The sequence below is a fragment of the Methylobacterium sp. SD274 genome, from assembly GCF_017355285.1.
Taxonomy (GTDB): Bacteria; Pseudomonadota; Alphaproteobacteria; order Rhizobiales; family Beijerinckiaceae; genus Methylobacterium.
In genome coordinates, this window is sequence record NZ_JADIJP010000012.1 from 31,354 (window position 1) to 46,794 (window position 15,441).

Annotated in this window: 20 protein-coding genes; 3 read left to right on the forward strand and 17 right to left on the reverse strand. The window is 65.6% G+C overall.

Annotation, left to right across the window (positions count from 1 at the left end):
* The first annotated feature begins 59 nt into the window (after positions 1-59).
* Genes cheB through IPV08_RS12260 form a run of 3 tightly spaced genes read left to right on the forward strand, consistent with a single transcriptional unit; the run spans position 60 to position 4,734 of the window.
* Positions 60-1,133 carry a chemotaxis-specific protein-glutamate methyltransferase CheB gene (gene cheB / locus IPV08_RS12250; protein WP_056427695.1) on the forward strand — a complete coding sequence of 358 codons (1,074 nt, stop codon included), beginning with the start codon at positions 60-62 and terminating at the stop codon, positions 1,131-1,133.
* On the forward strand, positions 1,130-2,866 hold the full coding sequence (locus IPV08_RS12255) for a response regulator (RefSeq protein ID WP_207412094.1): 1,737 nt from the start codon (positions 1,130-1,132) through the stop codon (positions 2,864-2,866). Before cheB ends, IPV08_RS12255 begins: the two co-directional genes overlap by 4 nt.
* Before the next feature lie 2 nt (positions 2,867-2,868).
* Positions 2,869-4,734, forward strand: a complete 1,866-nt coding sequence (locus IPV08_RS12260) for a response regulator (protein ID WP_207412095.1) — start codon at positions 2,869-2,871, stop codon at positions 4,732-4,734.
* A 135-nt stretch (positions 4,735-4,869) separates the two neighbouring features.
* Here IPV08_RS12260 and rplQ read toward each other — a convergent pair whose 3' ends face one another.
* From rplQ to rplN, 17 genes are all read right to left on the reverse strand, one after another.
* Positions 4,870-5,280, reverse strand: a complete 411-nt coding sequence (rplQ, locus tag IPV08_RS12265; RefSeq protein ID WP_018044203.1) for a 50S ribosomal protein L17 — start codon at positions 5,278-5,280, stop codon at positions 4,870-4,872.
* A 189-nt stretch (positions 5,281-5,469) separates the two neighbouring features.
* Entirely contained in the window at positions 5,470-6,507 is a 1,038-nt protein-coding gene (locus IPV08_RS12270) for a DNA-directed RNA polymerase subunit alpha (protein ID WP_200919091.1), read from the reverse strand.
* A gap of 101 nt (positions 6,508-6,608) precedes the next feature.
* Positions 6,609-7,484 (reverse strand): MBL fold metallo-hydrolase, encoded by an 876-nt coding sequence (locus IPV08_RS12275; protein WP_207412096.1) that lies wholly within the window; start codon positions 7,482-7,484, stop codon positions 6,609-6,611.
* A 44-nt stretch (positions 7,485-7,528) separates the two neighbouring features.
* On the reverse strand, positions 7,529-7,918 hold the full coding sequence (gene rpsK / locus IPV08_RS12280; protein WP_018044206.1) for a 30S ribosomal protein S11: 390 nt from the start codon (positions 7,916-7,918) through the stop codon (positions 7,529-7,531).
* Positions 7,919-8,089: 171 nt separating this feature from the next.
* Entirely contained in the window at positions 8,090-8,458 is a 369-nt protein-coding gene (gene rpsM / locus IPV08_RS12285) for a 30S ribosomal protein S13 (RefSeq protein ID WP_018044207.1), read from the reverse strand.
* A 209-nt stretch (positions 8,459-8,667) separates the two neighbouring features.
* Positions 8,668-9,270, reverse strand: coding sequence for an adenylate kinase (locus tag IPV08_RS12290; RefSeq protein ID WP_056427687.1), 603 nt, complete (start codon positions 9,268-9,270; stop codon positions 8,668-8,670).
* Between the two features lie 117 nt (positions 9,271-9,387).
* A complete protein-coding gene (gene secY / locus IPV08_RS12295) occupies positions 9,388-10,725 on the reverse strand; it encodes a preprotein translocase subunit SecY (protein ID WP_207412097.1) in 1,338 nt (445 codons plus the stop codon).
* A 148-nt stretch (positions 10,726-10,873) separates the two neighbouring features.
* Positions 10,874-11,371: a 50S ribosomal protein L15 gene (gene rplO, locus IPV08_RS12300; protein ID WP_207412098.1), complete on the reverse strand. Its 498-nt coding sequence runs from the start codon at positions 11,369-11,371 to the stop codon at positions 10,874-10,876.
* 11 nt (positions 11,372-11,382) lie between these two features.
* A complete protein-coding gene (rpmD, locus tag IPV08_RS12305; RefSeq protein WP_018044211.1) occupies positions 11,383-11,574 on the reverse strand; it encodes a 50S ribosomal protein L30 in 192 nt (63 codons plus the stop codon).
* A gap of 12 nt (positions 11,575-11,586) precedes the next feature.
* Positions 11,587-12,174 carry a 30S ribosomal protein S5 gene (rpsE, locus tag IPV08_RS12310; RefSeq protein WP_018044212.1) on the reverse strand — a complete coding sequence of 196 codons (588 nt, stop codon included), beginning with the start codon at positions 12,172-12,174 and terminating at the stop codon, positions 11,587-11,589.
* 93 nt (positions 12,175-12,267) lie between these two features.
* Complete coding sequence (gene rplR / locus IPV08_RS12315) at positions 12,268-12,630, reverse strand: 50S ribosomal protein L18 (RefSeq protein ID WP_018044213.1); 363 nt, start codon at positions 12,628-12,630, stop codon at positions 12,268-12,270.
* A gap of 12 nt (positions 12,631-12,642) precedes the next feature.
* Positions 12,643-13,176, reverse strand: coding sequence for a 50S ribosomal protein L6 (gene rplF / locus IPV08_RS12320; protein WP_056427377.1), 534 nt, complete (start codon positions 13,174-13,176; stop codon positions 12,643-12,645).
* A 22-nt stretch (positions 13,177-13,198) separates the two neighbouring features.
* Complete coding sequence (rpsH, locus tag IPV08_RS12325) at positions 13,199-13,594, reverse strand: 30S ribosomal protein S8 (protein ID WP_056427374.1); 396 nt, start codon at positions 13,592-13,594, stop codon at positions 13,199-13,201.
* A gap of 12 nt (positions 13,595-13,606) precedes the next feature.
* Positions 13,607-13,912 carry a 30S ribosomal protein S14 gene (rpsN, locus tag IPV08_RS12330; RefSeq protein WP_207412099.1) on the reverse strand — a complete coding sequence of 102 codons (306 nt, stop codon included), beginning with the start codon at positions 13,910-13,912 and terminating at the stop codon, positions 13,607-13,609.
* A 39-nt stretch (positions 13,913-13,951) separates the two neighbouring features.
* Positions 13,952-14,518, reverse strand: a complete 567-nt coding sequence (gene rplE / locus IPV08_RS12335; RefSeq protein WP_056427367.1) for a 50S ribosomal protein L5 — start codon at positions 14,516-14,518, stop codon at positions 13,952-13,954.
* Positions 14,511-14,828, reverse strand: coding sequence for a 50S ribosomal protein L24 (gene rplX / locus IPV08_RS12340; protein ID WP_018044218.1), 318 nt, complete (start codon positions 14,826-14,828; stop codon positions 14,511-14,513). Before rplX ends, rplE begins: the two co-directional genes overlap by 8 nt.
* Positions 14,828-15,196, reverse strand: coding sequence for a 50S ribosomal protein L14 (gene rplN / locus IPV08_RS12345; protein ID WP_018044219.1), 369 nt, complete (start codon positions 15,194-15,196; stop codon positions 14,828-14,830). The genes rplX and rplN overlap by 1 nt, the downstream gene beginning before the upstream one ends.
* Between the last annotated feature and the right edge of the window lie 245 nt (positions 15,197-15,441).

Here is a 15,441-nt window from a genome sequence, read left to right on the forward strand (position 1 = left end):
CCGAACAGAGATCCGTCGAGGCGTCTCAGATCACGAGACAGGGCGCCCGCCTGCGCGTGATGCTGGTGGAGGATTCCCTCGTGGTGCGGGAGCTGTTGCGTCACATCGTCGGCCGCGATCCGCGCCTGGAAGTGGTGGCGGCCGTCGCCTCCGGCGAAGAAGCGCTCGCGGCACTCTCCACTGCCCGCCCCGACGTCATCTCGATGGATATCCGCCTCCCCGGCATCGACGGGCTGGAGACCACGCGCCGGATCATGGCCGAGCGGCCGACGCCGATCGTGGTCATCGCCGATTCGGTGGAGGATTCCTCCCTGCGCATCTCCATGAACGCGCTGCGCGCCGGTGCGCTCTCCGTGGTGGAAAAGCCGGTGGCGACGACGAATGCCGGCTACGACGCCGTTTCCACCGAGATCTGCACGCAGCTGCGCATCATGGCCGAGGTGCCGGTGATCCGTCGCCGGCCGATCGGCTCGGAATGGGCCGGACGCCGGGCGGCCGCCCTGTCGCCGTCGGACTTCGCTGCGCCCCCGGCCGCCTCGGACGCCGCCAGCGTTCTGGCCATCGCCGCCTCCACCGGCGGCCCGCCTGCCCTCGCCCGCGTCATCGGCGGGTTGCCTGATGGGTTTCCGCTCCCGATCCTCGTGGTCCAGCATATGGGGGCGGCCTTCATGGAAGGCTTCGCTTCCTGGCTGAACGGCGTCGTCTCCCTGCCGGTGAGGCTCGCCGCCGATGGCGAGCGGGCCGAGCCGGGCCATGTCTACGTGGCACCGGGCGACAGGCACCTCGAATGGGCGCCCGGTGGAAACCTCCGTCTCCTGGATGCCGCGCCCGTCGGCGGTCAACGCCCGGCCGCCACCGTCATGTTCGCTTCGGTGGCCCGCCATGCCGGCGCGCGCGGCATCGGCGTGCTCCTCACCGGCATGGGCGAGGATGGCGCCACGGGCCTTCTGGCCATGCGCCAGGCCGGCGCCCAGACCGTTGCCGAACACGAGAGCACCGCCGTGGTGTTCGGCATGCCGGCGGCGGCGATCCGCCTTTCGGGAGCCTCCGCGATCCTCCCGCTCGATCGGGTCGCGCCTCATCTCGTCCGGCTCGCTCTCCCGGGCCTCGCCGCGGCGGACCCCTTCGCATGATCGGGACCGGCATACCCGACGAGACTGCACCCCGGCCTCGCATCCTGCTGGTGGAGGATTCCGAGACGCAGGCGCTGGAACTGCGGCTGCTCCTGGAGAGCCACGGCTTTTCGGTGGAGCGCTGTCCCACGGCCGAAATGGCCCTCGACCATCTCAACACCCGCCTGCCCGACCTCGTCGTGGCCGACCACCACCTGCCGGGAATGAACGGCGACGAGTTCACCCGTCAGCTGCGCCTGTCGCTCCGTACCCGCGCTCTCCCCCTGCTGATGCTCACGGGCGCCCGCGATGGCGAACGCCAGGGGCTGGAGAGTGGTGCCGACGCCTATGTGGCGAAATCCGCCGACCGGGACATCCTGATCCTGCGCATCCGTGCCCTCCTGCGCGAGCGTCATGGCGGTAGCGCCCCCGGCGACGGGCCGGGCGTGTCGGCGTTCCGGCGCGGACGCGTTCTGGTGGTCGATGGCAGTGCGACCTATCGCACCTTCCTCGCCGGCCTCCTGGCGCATGAGGGCCACGAGGTCCGTACCGCCGCCACCCACGACGCTGCCCTCGCCGCCCTCGACGAGGCCGACGCCGCCTTCGATTGCGTGACCATCGACCTCCTCGGTCCCGCCTATGACGGCCTCGCCCTGTGCAGGGCCATCGACCGCCGCCGGGCGGCCGGGATCGAGGCGCGGGAGGCGGGAGCGCCGACGTTCCACCTCGTCGGCATCGCCGGCAGCGCGCCGGCCAAGGATTTCCTGGTGGAAGCCTACGCTGCGGGGGCCGACGACGTGGTCTCGAAGGCCGATGGCGAAGTCCTCGTCATCCGCGTCAGGGGCCTGGTCCGGCGCAAGCTTCTGGAGGAAGACGACCGTCGCATCGCCGGCGAGTTCGGCGCTCGCGAGCGCGCCCTCGAACGCGCGCGTGCCGAGGCCGAAGCGGCCGAGGCGCGTGCCGCCCTGGCGGGTGCCCTCGAACAGGCCAACCAGGATCTCGCCACTGCCAACCGCAAGCTCACGGATGCCCAGGCCAAGCTGGTCCAGGCCGCCAAGATGGCGTCCCTCGGCGAGCTCGTGGCTGGCATCGCCCATGAGATCAACAATCCCCTCGCCTTCATCCTCGCGCATCAGGGCACGGTCGAGCGCCTGCTCGGCGAGATCGCGGATTCCGAGGCGGAACTCGCGTCGCACCGGTCGCTCGCCAAGTGCCGAGACCGTGTCGGCTCCATGCGCCTGGGCCTCACGCGCATCCAGGATCTCGTCCTGAACCTGCGCAAGTTCTCGCGGCTCGACGAAGGTGAGCGCACCCTCGTCAACGTACCCGAATCGATCGAGACGGTGCTGGCACTGATCCAGCACAAGCTCGGGACACGGATTACCGTCGAACGCGACTTCTCGGGCCGGCCCGAGATCCATTGCACCCCCGCCCTCCTCAATCAGGTCGTCATGAACATCCTCGGCAATGCCGCCGATGCCATGCCGGAATCCGGCACCATCTCCATCGTCACCCAGGAATTGCCCGAGACGGACGTGATCCGCATCAGCGATACCGGGCCCGGTATTCCCGAAACCCTGCGGGAAAAGATATTCGAGCCCTTCTTCACGACGAAACCCGTCGGTTCGGGCACGGGGCTAGGTCTTGCGATTGCGTATAGCGTGGTTCAAGCGCATAGCGGCTCGCTTAGCGTGGAGACGGCCGAAGGGGGGGGAGCCTGTTTCGTGATCGGCATTCCGCGGCAGGCAGCGTAGACATGGCCAAAGGCACGATTCTCGCCGTCGATGACGAGCCGGACATCCTGATTGCCCTCGAAGACCTGTTCGAGGACGACTACACCGTCATCACCACGACGAAGCCGTCGGAAGCGCTCGACATTCTCCGGGCGAACCCGGACATCGCCGTGATCCTGTCCGACCAGCGGATGCCGGGCATTACCGGCGATGCCATGCTGGCCGAGGCACGGGGCTTCCACGACGCACAGGCGATCCTCCTCACCGGCTATGCCGATATGAGCGCCGTCATCGCCGCGCTCAACCGGGGAGGCATCACCGGCTACGTCACGAAGCCGTGGGACCCCGTCCTGCTGCGCTCCACCGTCCGCCAGGCCTTCGAACGGCACAGCCTCGCCCGCGACCTCGCCACCGAGCGCGCCCTCCTGCTCGGGCTCCTCGACAACGCGGAAGACGCCATCGCCTTCAAGGACGTGGAGGGACGGTTCATTCGTCTCAACGCGCGGAAGGCCAGTCGTCTCGGCCACACCGTCGCCGAATGCCTCGGACGCACCAGGGACGAGATCGAAGGCACGCCCAACGGCGAAAGCGCCACGCGTGACGCCGACCGCGCCGCCATCGCGAGTGGGAGCATATCAGAGACGGTGTCCGCCGAAGGCCCGGTCGGGGCGGAGCGGTGGAGCCATGTCACCCGCGTGCCGATTCGCGGTGCCGCCGGCGCCATCACCCATCTGGCGACGATCGAACGGGACGTCACCGAACAGAAGAATCTCGAGGCACGGCTGCGCCAGTCGGACAAGATGCAGGCGCTCGGCACCCTCGCCGGCGGGATCGCGCATGACTTCAACAATCTCCTCACGGCGATCCTCGGCAGCCTCGAACTCGTGGGCCCCAAGATCGTCGACCAGCCAAGGGTCCAGCGCCTCGTCACCAACGCGGCACAGGCTGCGCAACGCGGCGCGTCCCTGACGAAGCGGCTTCTCAGCTTCAGCCGCGCGCGCGACCTGCGCCCTCGCTCGGTCGACGTGAATGCCCTCGTCGCCGGAATGGACGTATTGCTCAAGGGCAGCCTAGGCGGTCTCGTCACGGTGACGACCGATCTCGACGCCGTGCATCCGGCGGCCATCGTCGATCCCGATCAGCTGGAACTCGCCATTCTCAACCTCTGCATCAACGCGCGTGACGCCATGCCGGAGGGTGGAACGATCTCCATCGCCACGGGCGCGGCACGGGTGACCGACGACCCCGATTTGGCGGCGGGCGACTACGTGACCGTGGCGATCAGCGATACGGGGATGGGTATCCCACCCGAGATCCTGGCGCGGGTCTGCGAACCGTTCTTCACCACTAAGTCGATCGGACAGGGCACCGGGCTCGGCCTCGCGATGGTGTTCGGGCTGACCCAGCAGTCGCAGGGCAAGCTTCGGATCACGAGCGACGTGGGCAAGGGCACGCGGGTCGATCTGTTCCTCCCCCGTGCGGAGGCGGCCGAGGAAAAGACCCAGCGCGCCGCCGTGACGGCCATGGGGGCCGCGAGCCCGGCGCGCATTCTCGTGGTGGATGACGATGCCGAGGTCCGCCACGTCACCGCGTCCTTCCTCAGCACGTTCGGTTACACCGAGACCGAGGCGGCCGACGGGGCGGCGGCGGTCGCCCTGCTGGAGCGCGCCTCGTTCGATCTCATCGTGGCGGATCTCGCCATGCCGGGGATGACGGGTGTCGAACTCGCGGAAATCGTAAGGCGGCGCTGGTCCGACGTTCCCATCCTCATTGTCACCGGACATGCGGAGGCGATCCCGATCCCCGACGATCTGCCTGTTCTGCGTAAGCCCTTCGATTCGGCCGACTTGGCGGCACTGGTCTCCGGGATGCTCGTCGCAGACGCGTAAGATCAACACGTCCCCTCCCCCGAGACCCGCCATGGGGCATCGGGGGCCAGGCACCGACATTCCCATCCCGTAGAGATCATGAAAAAAGGCGGCCTTTCGGCCGCCTTTTCGTCGTCTGATGGGTGAAGCTGAGGCTTACGCCGCGTCGGAGACCTGCGACGGACCCGAATCCAGGCCACGGGCATCGACATCGCGATCCACGAACTCGATCACGGCGAGCGGAGCGTTGTCGCCGTAACGGAAGCCGGCCTTCATGATGCGGCAGTAGCCGCCCGGACGGGCATTGTAGCGCGGGCCGAGGACGGCGAAGAGCTTGCGGACCATGGCCTCGTCGCGGATCTGCGACATGGCGAGGCGGCGCGTATGCAGGCTGTCGATCTTGCCCAGCGTGATCAGCTTTTCGATGACCGGACGAAGATCCTTGGCCTTCGGAAGCGTGGTGATGATCTGCTCGTGCTTGATCAGCGCGGCGGACATGTTGGCGAACATCGCCTTGCGGTGTTCGGTGGTGCGGTTGAAGCGACGACCGCGAAATCCATGACGCATTTGGCTGTTCCTTGTTTGACTGGCCGCCGTGCCACGGTACGGCCGAGCGCCCCATGATCGGGGCTGTTCATTCCGCATGACCCCGCGGCGGGATTCTGTTTGCTGGGAAGCTTGCCGAACCCGGCCCGCCTCATTCGCCGCGTCATTCCGGGCTCTGCTGCGCAGCCCCGGAATGACGTCGTATGTCGGCTAGTAGTGCTCTTCGAAGCGCTTGGCGAGGTCTTCGATGTTCTCCGGCGGCCAGCCGGGGATGTCCATGCCGAGATGGAGACCCATCGCGGCCAGCACTTCCTTGATCTCGTTCAGCGACTTGCGGCCGAAATTCGGGGTGCGCAGCATCTCGCCCTCCGACTTCTGGATGAGGTCGCCGATATAGACGATGTTGTCGTTCTTCAGGCAGTTCGCCGAACGCACCGACAGTTCGAGCTCGTCGACCTTCTTGAGCAGGGCCGGGTTGAAGGGGAGCTGCGGCGCGAGCGGCTGCGCCTCTTCCTTGCGGGGCTCCTCGAAGTTCACGAACACCTGGAGCTGGTCCTGGATGATGCGAGCGGCATAAGCCAGCGCATCTTCCGGCGACACGGCGCCGTTGGTCTCGATCGTCATCGTCAGCTTGTCCTTGTCGAGATCCTGGCCCTCGCGGGTGGTCTCGATGCGGTAGGACACCTTGGTGACGGGAGAGAACAGCGCATCGACCGGGATGAGGCCGATGGGGGCATCCTCCGGACGGTTGCGCTCGGCCGGGACGTAGCCCTTGCCGGTGGCGACGGTGAATTCCATCCGGATCTCGGCGCCGTCATCGAGGGTGCAGATGACGAGGTCGGGATTGAGGATCTGGATGTCGCCAACGGCGGCGATATCGCCGGCGGTCACGGTGCCGGGGCCGGTCTTGCGCAGCGTCAGGCGCTTGGGGGCTTCCGTCTGAGACCGGATCGCGATGGTCTTGATGTTGAGGACGATGTCGGTCACGTCCTCACGCACGCCGGGGATCGACGAGAATTCGTGGAGAACGCCGTCGATCTGGACCGAGGTCACGGCCGCGCCCTGGAGCGACGACAGCAGGACCCGGCGAAGGGAGTTGCCGAGGGTGGTGCCGAAGCCGCGCTCGAGGGGCTCGGCGACGACGGTGGCGACCCGCTTGGGGTCGTGCCCGGTCGAAACCTGGAGCTTGTTCGGCTTGATGAGCTCTTGCCAGTTCTTCTGTATGACCACGGTCCTACCTCTCGCAATTCCGACACGAGCCACTGACGTGGTCGGTCCCTGAGCCCTTCCCGCGCATCGCCTTGCACGGCTCGGTCTCGAAAAACATGTGCCCGCGAAGCGGCGGGCGGTTAGTGGGCCGCGACCCAAAGTTCCGGGACGAAGCTGTAAGCCCCTCCATCCCGCGCCACGTAGCCCAGCGCCGGAAACTCCAGATGTCCGCCGGTGACGAAGGTTCTCTCGCTCGAGACTTCGTCCAGCATCCGCTCGCGCACCGTCCTCGCCTCGTCCGGATCGACGTCGAAGACCATCGTGGCCTCTGGACGTTTGAACTGGATCGCCGGCAGATGGATGATGTCGGCCCACATCAGAAGCGATGCCGAGCCCGACACGATACGAAAACCCGTATGGCCAGGCGTATGCCCCGGCAGCGCGACCGCCGTGATGCCCGGAAGGACCTCACCGCCGGTCATCGTCCGCACGCGACCGGAATACGGCGCCACCGCCTTCTGGGCGTTCTCGAAATACGGGCGGGCCCCCTCGGGAGCCCGCGAGATCGCATCGTCCGCCAGCCAATGAGCGGCTTCGGCCTGATGAAGGACGAGTTCCGCATTGGCATAGGCGGCCGACCCATCCTCATGGATCAAGCCACCGGCATGGTCGGGGTGAAGATGCGTGAGCAGCACCGTCTCGATATCGTCCGGGCGGACACCCGTTGCGGCAAGCGCCGCGGGGACCCGACCGAGCGTATCGCCACCGAAATGGCCCATCCCCGAATCGATGAGGATCGGCTTCCGACCGGGCGCTTCGATCAGATAGGCGTTCAGCGTGATCCGAGGGGCTTGCGCGCGAAAGCCGGCCGCCTGAAGCGAGCCGGCCTCGTCCGCCCCGATCCCGGTGACGAGATCGAGGGAGCCTTGAAGGTAACCGTCATTCAGAACGGTGACGGTCAGATCGCCAAGGCTCCAGCGCAACACGCCGGGGAGCGCCTTCACGGCATCGGACACACGCTTCTCCGCTTTCAAACCCAAGGGCAGATCGACGAGTCGTCTTAGACGCGACGACGCTTGCGCGGACGGCAGCCGTTATGCGGGATCGACGTCACGTCGCGGATCGAGGTGACGGTGAAGCCGGCGGCCTGCAGCGCGCGAAGAGCGGATTCACGGCCCGAACCGGGACCGGACACCTCGACCTCGAGCGTACGCATGCCGTGCTCGGAAGCCTTGCGGGCGGCGTCTTCGGCGGCGACCTGGGCGGCGTAAGGGGTCGACTTACGCGAACCCTTGAAGCCCATGGCGCCAGCGGACGACCAGGAGATGGTGTTGCCCTGCGCGTCGGTGATGGTGATCATCGTGTTGTTGAACGAGGCGTTCACATGGGCCACGCCCGACACGATGTTCTTGCGTTCGCGGCGGCGAATGCGGGTTGCTTCCTTAGCCATTGTCTCTCGTCTCGTCCTTCAGGCGCGCCCGTCATTCCAGGCGCTCGGGATTTTTGCGGTGCTGGCAGCGCGGCTCTGGATGACCGTGCCGCCCTACGGGCTGCCCATAGCGGGCCACCCGACGCGATAGAAGGGAGGCAGAGCGAAGCGCTGCCTCCCAATCTCGAAAAATTACTTCTTCTTGCCGGCGATCGGCTTCGACTTGCCCTTGCGGGTGCGCGCATTGGTATGCGTACGCTGACCGCGGACGGGCAGATTGCGGCGGTGACGGAGGCCGCGGTAGCAGCCGAGATCCATCAGGCGCTTGATGTTCATCGACACTTCGCGGCGCAGATCGCCCTCGACGATGTAATCGCGGTCGATCGTCTCGCGGATCGACAGCACTTCGGCGTCGGTCAGCTGGTTCACGCGGCGCTCGGCGGGAATGCCGACCTTGCCGGTGATCTCTTCGGCCTTCTTCGCGCCGATGCCGTGAATATACTGGAGCGCGATGACGACGCGCTTGTTGGTCGGGATGTTGACGCCTGCGATACGGGCCAAGGTCTACTCCATCGGGCGCTCGGACGCTGCGGTCCGGCCCTGCTGTGTCACGCGCGTCCGGTGGAGGCCGGCCCCTGCGCGCCGCCCATAACGACAAATCGGCCCGCAGCGTCTCTTGAACCGAGACACTCCAGACCCATTGCGTATGGACGAATAACGGCCTGCTAGCGCGGGCCGCCGATCTTGTCAACGTCCACCGGACGGTAAATTCAGGAGGCGGTCGCGCTGGCCAACGGTTCGAGCACGGCCATCACTTCGCTCGTGACCTCATCGACCGGATTCATCCCGTCGATGGTCCGGAGCATGCCGAGGCTCGAATAATAAGCCGAGAGCGGCGCGGTCTGTGCCCGGAAGGCGGCGAGGCGCGTCTTGAACACGTCAGGGGTGTCGTCCTTCCGCACCGGCTCTCCACGAGCAGCGGTCTCGGCGGCCCGCTTGGCAATGCGGCCCACGAGGATTTCCTCGTTCACCGCGAATTCGATCACGGCATCGAGGGACAGGTTCTTGTCGGCCAGCATCCTGTCGAGGGCAGCTGCCTGCTCAACAGTGCGGGGGAAACCGTCGAGAATGAAGCCCGGACGCGCATCGGCCTCTTCGATCCGGTCGGCGACGATCCCCACCACCACGGAATCCGGGACCAGGCCACCGCTCTCCATGATCGACTTCGCTTCGAGACCGACAGGAGTGCCGGCAGCTACCGCCGCGCGCAGCATGTCGCCCGTGGAAAGCTGCGGAATGCCGAAACGCTCGACGATTCGGGCCGACTGGGTTCCCTTACCGGCTCCAGGTGGTCCGAGCAGAATGATCCGCATAGCGTCGTTGTCCTCGTCCGGTGGCCGCATCGGGCGTTATGGTTCGGGCATCATGGGCGTAGAGAGGCGATGCCTGGACCGGCATCGCCCCGATCGATCGAGCTCGTCGAGCCGGCTTCAGCGACGGCGCGTGGCGCCGCGCAGCTTTGCCTTCTTCACGAGGCCCTCATACTGGTGGGCCATCAGATGGCCGTGGACCTGCGCCACCGTATCCATCGTCACGGAGACGACGATGAGGAGCGAGGTACCGCCGAACCCGAGGCTCGCCGATGCGTAGGAGGCCAGGATCTCCGGCACAAGGCAGACAAAGGTCAAATACAGAGCGCCGATCAACGTGATGCGCGTCAGAACCTTGTCGATGAAGGCGGCGGTGCGCTCGCCCGGACGAATGCCGGGAATGAAGCCGCCCTGCTTCTTCAGGTTGTCCGCCGTCTCCTGCGGGTTGAAGACCACTGCCGTGTAGAAGAACGCGAAGAAGATGATCAGCGCCGCGTAGAGAACCATGTAGAGCGGCCGGCCATGGCCGAGATAAGTAGTGATCGTCGCCAGCACGCCGGTGCCGCCGTTATTGGCCGAGAAGCTCGCCACGGTGGCGGGAAGCAGCAGCAGCGACGAGGCAAAGATGGGCGGGATCACGCCGGCCGTGTTCAGCTTCAGCGGGAGGAACGAGGTCTGACCCTCGTACATGCGGTTACCAACCTGGCGCTTGGGGTAGTTGATCAGGAGCCGGCGCTGAGCCCGCTCCATGAACACGATGAAGTAGACGAGGGCGATGGCGGCAAAGCCGACGCCGAGGATGACGGCCGCGGACAGCGCACCGGTCCGGCTCAGCTCGAGGGCTCCCACGATGGCGGTGGGCAGATGCGCGACGATGCCGGCGAAGATGATGAGCGACGACCCGTTACCGATGCCGCGTGATGTGATCTGCTCGCCGATCCACATCAGGAACAGCGTTCCGCCCGTGAGCGTGATCACCGTGGACAGGATGAAGAACGGTCCCGGATCGATCGCGGCGCTCGAACTCTGCAAGCCGAAGGCGATGCCCCAGCTCTGAACCAGTGCCAGCACGACCGTGAGGTAGCGGGTATATTGGTTGATGACCTTCCGGCCGGACTCACCCTCTTTCTTCAGCGATTCGAGGCTCGGGATCACCGAGGTAAGAAGCTGAATGATGATGGAGGCCGAGATGTACGGCATGATGTTCAGCGCGAAGATCGCCATGCGCTCGACGGCACCGCCGGAGAACATGTTGAACAAGCCGAGCACGCCACCGGCCTGCTGCTGGAAGTTCCGCGCGAATTGCTCGGGGTCGATGCCGGGAATCGGGATGTAGGTGCCGAGCCGGAACACGACGAGCGCACCCAGCGTGAACCAGATCCGCTTCTTGAGCTCGTCGGCCTTGGCGATGGCCCCGAAATTGAGGTTCGCGGCAAGCTGCTCGGCGGCTGAGGCCATGGCACCGGTTCCTGAGATCGATCCAGAAGGGGGATTGAAGGCCCCCGAACAAACTGAAACGGCGGCCACGCGCAGGTCGCACGGGCCGCCGCTCAGAGCTTCGACTTAAAGTCTGCTCCAACGCTACGCAACAGCGGCGTCGGAAGACTTACTCCGCGGACGGCTTGCCGCGGGTGGAGATGCCGGCACCGTAAGCGACGTTCACCGAACCGCCGATCTTCTCGACAGCCTCGACGGCCGACTTCGAAGCGCGGGTGACCTCGAAGGAGAGCTTCGCGGTCAGTTCGCCGACACCGAGCAGCTTCACGCCGTCACGGGGACGGGCGATGATGCCGGCGGCGATGAGGGTCTCCACCGTGACCACGGCGGAAGCATCGAGACGGCCGGCATCGACAGCCTGCTGGACGCGTCCGAGGTTCACCTCGTTCAGGTCCGTCGAGTACAGGTTGTTGAAGCCGCGCTTGGGCAGGCGACGGTGAAGCGGCATCTGACCGCCCTCGAAGCCCTTGATCGAGACGCCGGTACGGGCCTTCTGACCCTTGACGCCGCGACCAGCGGTCTTGCCCTTGCCGGAGCCGATGCCCCGGCCGACGCGCATCCGGTTCTTGGTTGCGCCGTCGTTATCGTGGATTTCGTTCAGTTTCATGATGCCCTCCCTCAGGCCGCGTCGTCGAGGACGCGCACGAGGTGATGCACCTTGCGGATCATGCCGCGCACGGAGGGGGTATCCTCCAGCGTAGCGACCCGGTGCAGCTTGTTGAGCTTAAGGCCGATCAGCGTCGCACGCTGGTCGCCCTCGCGGCGGATCGGCGAGCCGATCTGCTCGACGCGGAGAGTCTTAGTTGCCATTGCACCCTCCCCTTAAGCGACTGCGGCTTCGGACAGGTCCGACGGATCGGCATCGCGACGGCGAGCCTGAAGCGTCGAGACCTTGAGACCCCGACGGGCCGCGACGGCGCGCGGGCTGTCCTCGTTCTTCAGCGCCTCGAAGGTGGCGCGGACGAGGTTGTAGGGGTTCGATGAACCGAGCGACTTCGCCACGACGTCCTGCATGCCCAGCGTCTCGAAGACCGCGCGCATCGGACCGCCGGCGATGATGCCGGTACCCTGCGGCGCAGCGCGGAGAATGACCTTACCCGCACCGTGACGTCCGTAGACGTCGTGGTGAAGGGTACGACCTTCGCGCAGAGCGACGCGGACGAGACCGCGCTTGGCCGCTTCCGTTGCCTTGCGGATCGCCTCAGGCACTTCGCGCGCCTTACCGTGGCCGAAGCCGACGCGGCCCTTCTGGTCGCCGACGACGACGAGAGCAGCGAAGCCGAAGCGACGACCACCCTTCACCACCTTGGCGACGCGGTTGATGTGGACGAGCTTGTCCACGAATTCGCTGTCGCGCTCCTCGCGCTCATCGCGGCGGCCGCGGCCCCCGCCTTCCCGTTCACGTGCCATGTTTGAATCCTGTCTCACTGACGCGGGCGGCGGAGCCCGCTCGCTTGATAGCTTGTCCGAGGGACGGCCTGCGCCGCCCCTCCCCGCCTGGTCTTAGAACTCGAGGCCACCCTCACGGGCGGCGTCGGCAAGCGCCTTGACGCGCCCGTGATAGATGTAACCCGAACGGTCGAAGATCACCTTGGTGACTCCGGCAGCCTTGGCGCGCTCGGCGACGAGCTTGCCGACGGCCGCGGCCGCTGCCGTATCGGCACCGGTCTTCAGGCCCGAGCGGAGATCCTTGTCGAGGGTCGAGGCGGCGGCGAGGGTCTTGCCCTCGGCGTCGTCGATGACCTGGACGTAGATCTGCTTGGAGGAACGGAACACCGAAAGCCGGGGCCGTCCATTCGCCGCCGCCCGCAGCGCGCGGCGCACACGCGCCTTGCGGCGGTCGAGTGCATCGATTTTGCGTGACATGATGGCCGGCCCTTACTTCTTCTTGCCTTCCTTGCGGAAGATGAACTCACCCGCGTACCGCACGCCCTTGCCCTTGTAGGGCTCGGGACCACGATAGTCGCGAATCTCGGCTGCCACCTGTCCCACCACCTGCCGGTCGATGCCGGAGATGACGATCTCGGTGGGCTTGGGCACCGCGATCGTGATCCCGACGGGGATCTCGTACTCGATGTCGTGGCTGTAGCCGAGGGAGAGCTTGAGGGCCTTGCCGGCCATGGCGGCACGATAGCCGACGCCGGTGATCTCGAGCTTCTTCTCGAAACCCTTGGAGACGCCCTCGACGAGGTTCGCCACCTGGGCCCGGGAGGTGCCCCACAGCGAGCGGGCCTCCTTGGTCTGGTTCTTGGGCAGCACCGAGACGGCGCCGTCCTCGAACTTCACGTCCACCACGTTGGGGACGATATACTGGAGCTCGCCCTTGGAGCCCTTCATCTTCACCGTTTGACCGGTCACCGTGGCCGTCACACCGGACGGGACGGGAACGGGCTTCTTGCCTACGCGAGACATAGCCTTTCCTCCAAGTCCGAGATCAGAACACCTTGCAGAGCACTTCGCCGCCAACGTTGCGCTCACGCGCCTCGTGGTCGGCCATGACGCCCTGCGGGGTGGACACGATGGTGACGCCGAGGCCGTCGGCGACGCGGGGAAGTTCGCTCACGGCCGAATAGACGCGGCGGCCGGGCTTCGAAACGCGCTGGATCGAGCGGATGACGGGCTGGCCGTCATAGTACTTGAGCTCGATCGAGAACTCGGTACGGCCGTTGCCGAAATCGGTCGTTGCGTAATCGCGGATGTAGCCCTCAGCCTTGAGGACGTCGAGAACGCTTGCACGGAGACGCGAGCCGGGCGTCTGAACGACGTTGCGGCGGCGCATCTGGCCGTTGCGGATGCGGGTGAGCATATCACCCACGGGATCGTTGACCATGGTGCCTGCTCCTTACCAGCTCGACTTGACCAGACCGGGAATGAGACCCCGGTTGCCAAGTTCCCGAAGCGCCACACGCGAGATGCCCATCTTGCGGTAGAAGGCGCGGGGACGTCCCGTCATGCCGCAACGATTGCGGATACGGGTCGCCGACGAGTTGCGGGGCAGTTCCGCGAGCTTGAGGCGAGCTTCGAAGCGCTCCTCCATCTCGAGGCTTTCGTTATTGGCGGTCGCAAGGAGGGCCTTACGCTTGGCGGCGAACCGCTTCACCAGTTCCTTGCGGTGATTATTCTTCTCGACTGAGCTTTTCTTTGCCATGTCTCTCTCCAGTGTCCGCGTCTAAGCGCTTTTCAGCACTTACTGCCGGAACGGGAATCGGAATTGCGAGAGGAGCGCACGTGCCTCGGCATCGGTACGGGCCGATGTCTGGATCACGATGTCCATGCCCCAGGTGGCATCGGCCTTGTCGTAGGAGATCTCCGGGAACACCAGGTGCTCCTTGAGGCCCAACGCGTAATTGCCGTTGCCGTCGAACGAACGGGGGTTCAGGCCGCGAAAGTCACGAACGCGCGGAAGCGCGATGGTGATCAGGCGATCCATGAACTCGTACATCCGGTGCTTGCGCAGGGTGACCTTGCAGCCGATCGGCATGCCTTCGCGGACCTTGAAGGTCGCGATGGCCTTACGGGCCTTGGTGATGACCGGCTTCTGGCCGGCGATCAACGCAAGGTCGCCAGCGGCGATGGAGGCCTTCTTGGAATCGGCGGTGGACTCGCCGACGCCCATGTTGATCACGATCTTCTCGATGACCGGAACCTGCATGGGGTTCTTGTAGCCGAACTCTTCGATCAGCTTCTGGCGGACGACCTCATCGTAGTGCTTGCGCAGACGAGGGGTGTACGCGTCGTTGTTCTTCTCAGCCATCGATCAGATCCCCCGAGCGCTTGGCGAACCGGACCTTGCGGCCGTCGTCGAGAATGCGGAAACCAACGCGCGTCGGCTGACCGTCTTTCGGGTCGGCGATCGCGATGTTGGACAGATGAATCGCGGCTTCCTTGGAGATGATGCCGCCTTCTTGGTTCTGCGTCTGCTTCTGGTGCTTCTTGACCAGATTGACCCCGCGCACGAGCGCACGGTCTTCCTTCGGCATCACCTGGATGACCTCGCCGGAGCGACCTTTGTCGCGACCGGTGAGAATGACGACCTTATCGCCCTTCTTGACCTTGGCAGCCATCACAGCACCTCCGGAGCGAGCGAGATGATCTTCATGTGGTTCCGGGCGCGCAACTCGCGCGGCACGGGCCCGAAGATACGGGTGCCGATCGGCTCTTTCTGATTGTTGATCAGGACAGCGGCGTTCTTGTCGAACCGGATCACGGATCCGTCGGCGCGCTTCACTTCCTTGGCGGTGCGAACGACGACGGCCTTCATGACGTCGCCCTTCTTCACGCGGCCGCGGGGAATGGCCTCCTTCACCGAGACGACGATGATATCGCCGACACCGGCATACTTGCGCTTCGACCCGCCGAGAACCTTGATGCACATCACGCGACGCGCACCAGAATTGTCGGCGACGTCCAGATTCGTCTGCATCTGGATCACGAGAGTGACCTTTCCTTGTTTCAGACGGGTTTCCGCACACGGACGGTATTGTCCGGCGGACGACGTCTGATGGGGATCTGATGTCCCCGGCTCATATAGAAGGACCGCGCATTCGGCGTTTCTCAACGCCGGCGCGGTCACCGCGGTCCAGGGTGCGAACACCCTTTTGCATGTCGCGAAGGACGGCCTAATACTAGAGAGGGAGGCGCTGCGCAAGAGCAAAGACGCGCAGCTGCGCTGCAGAC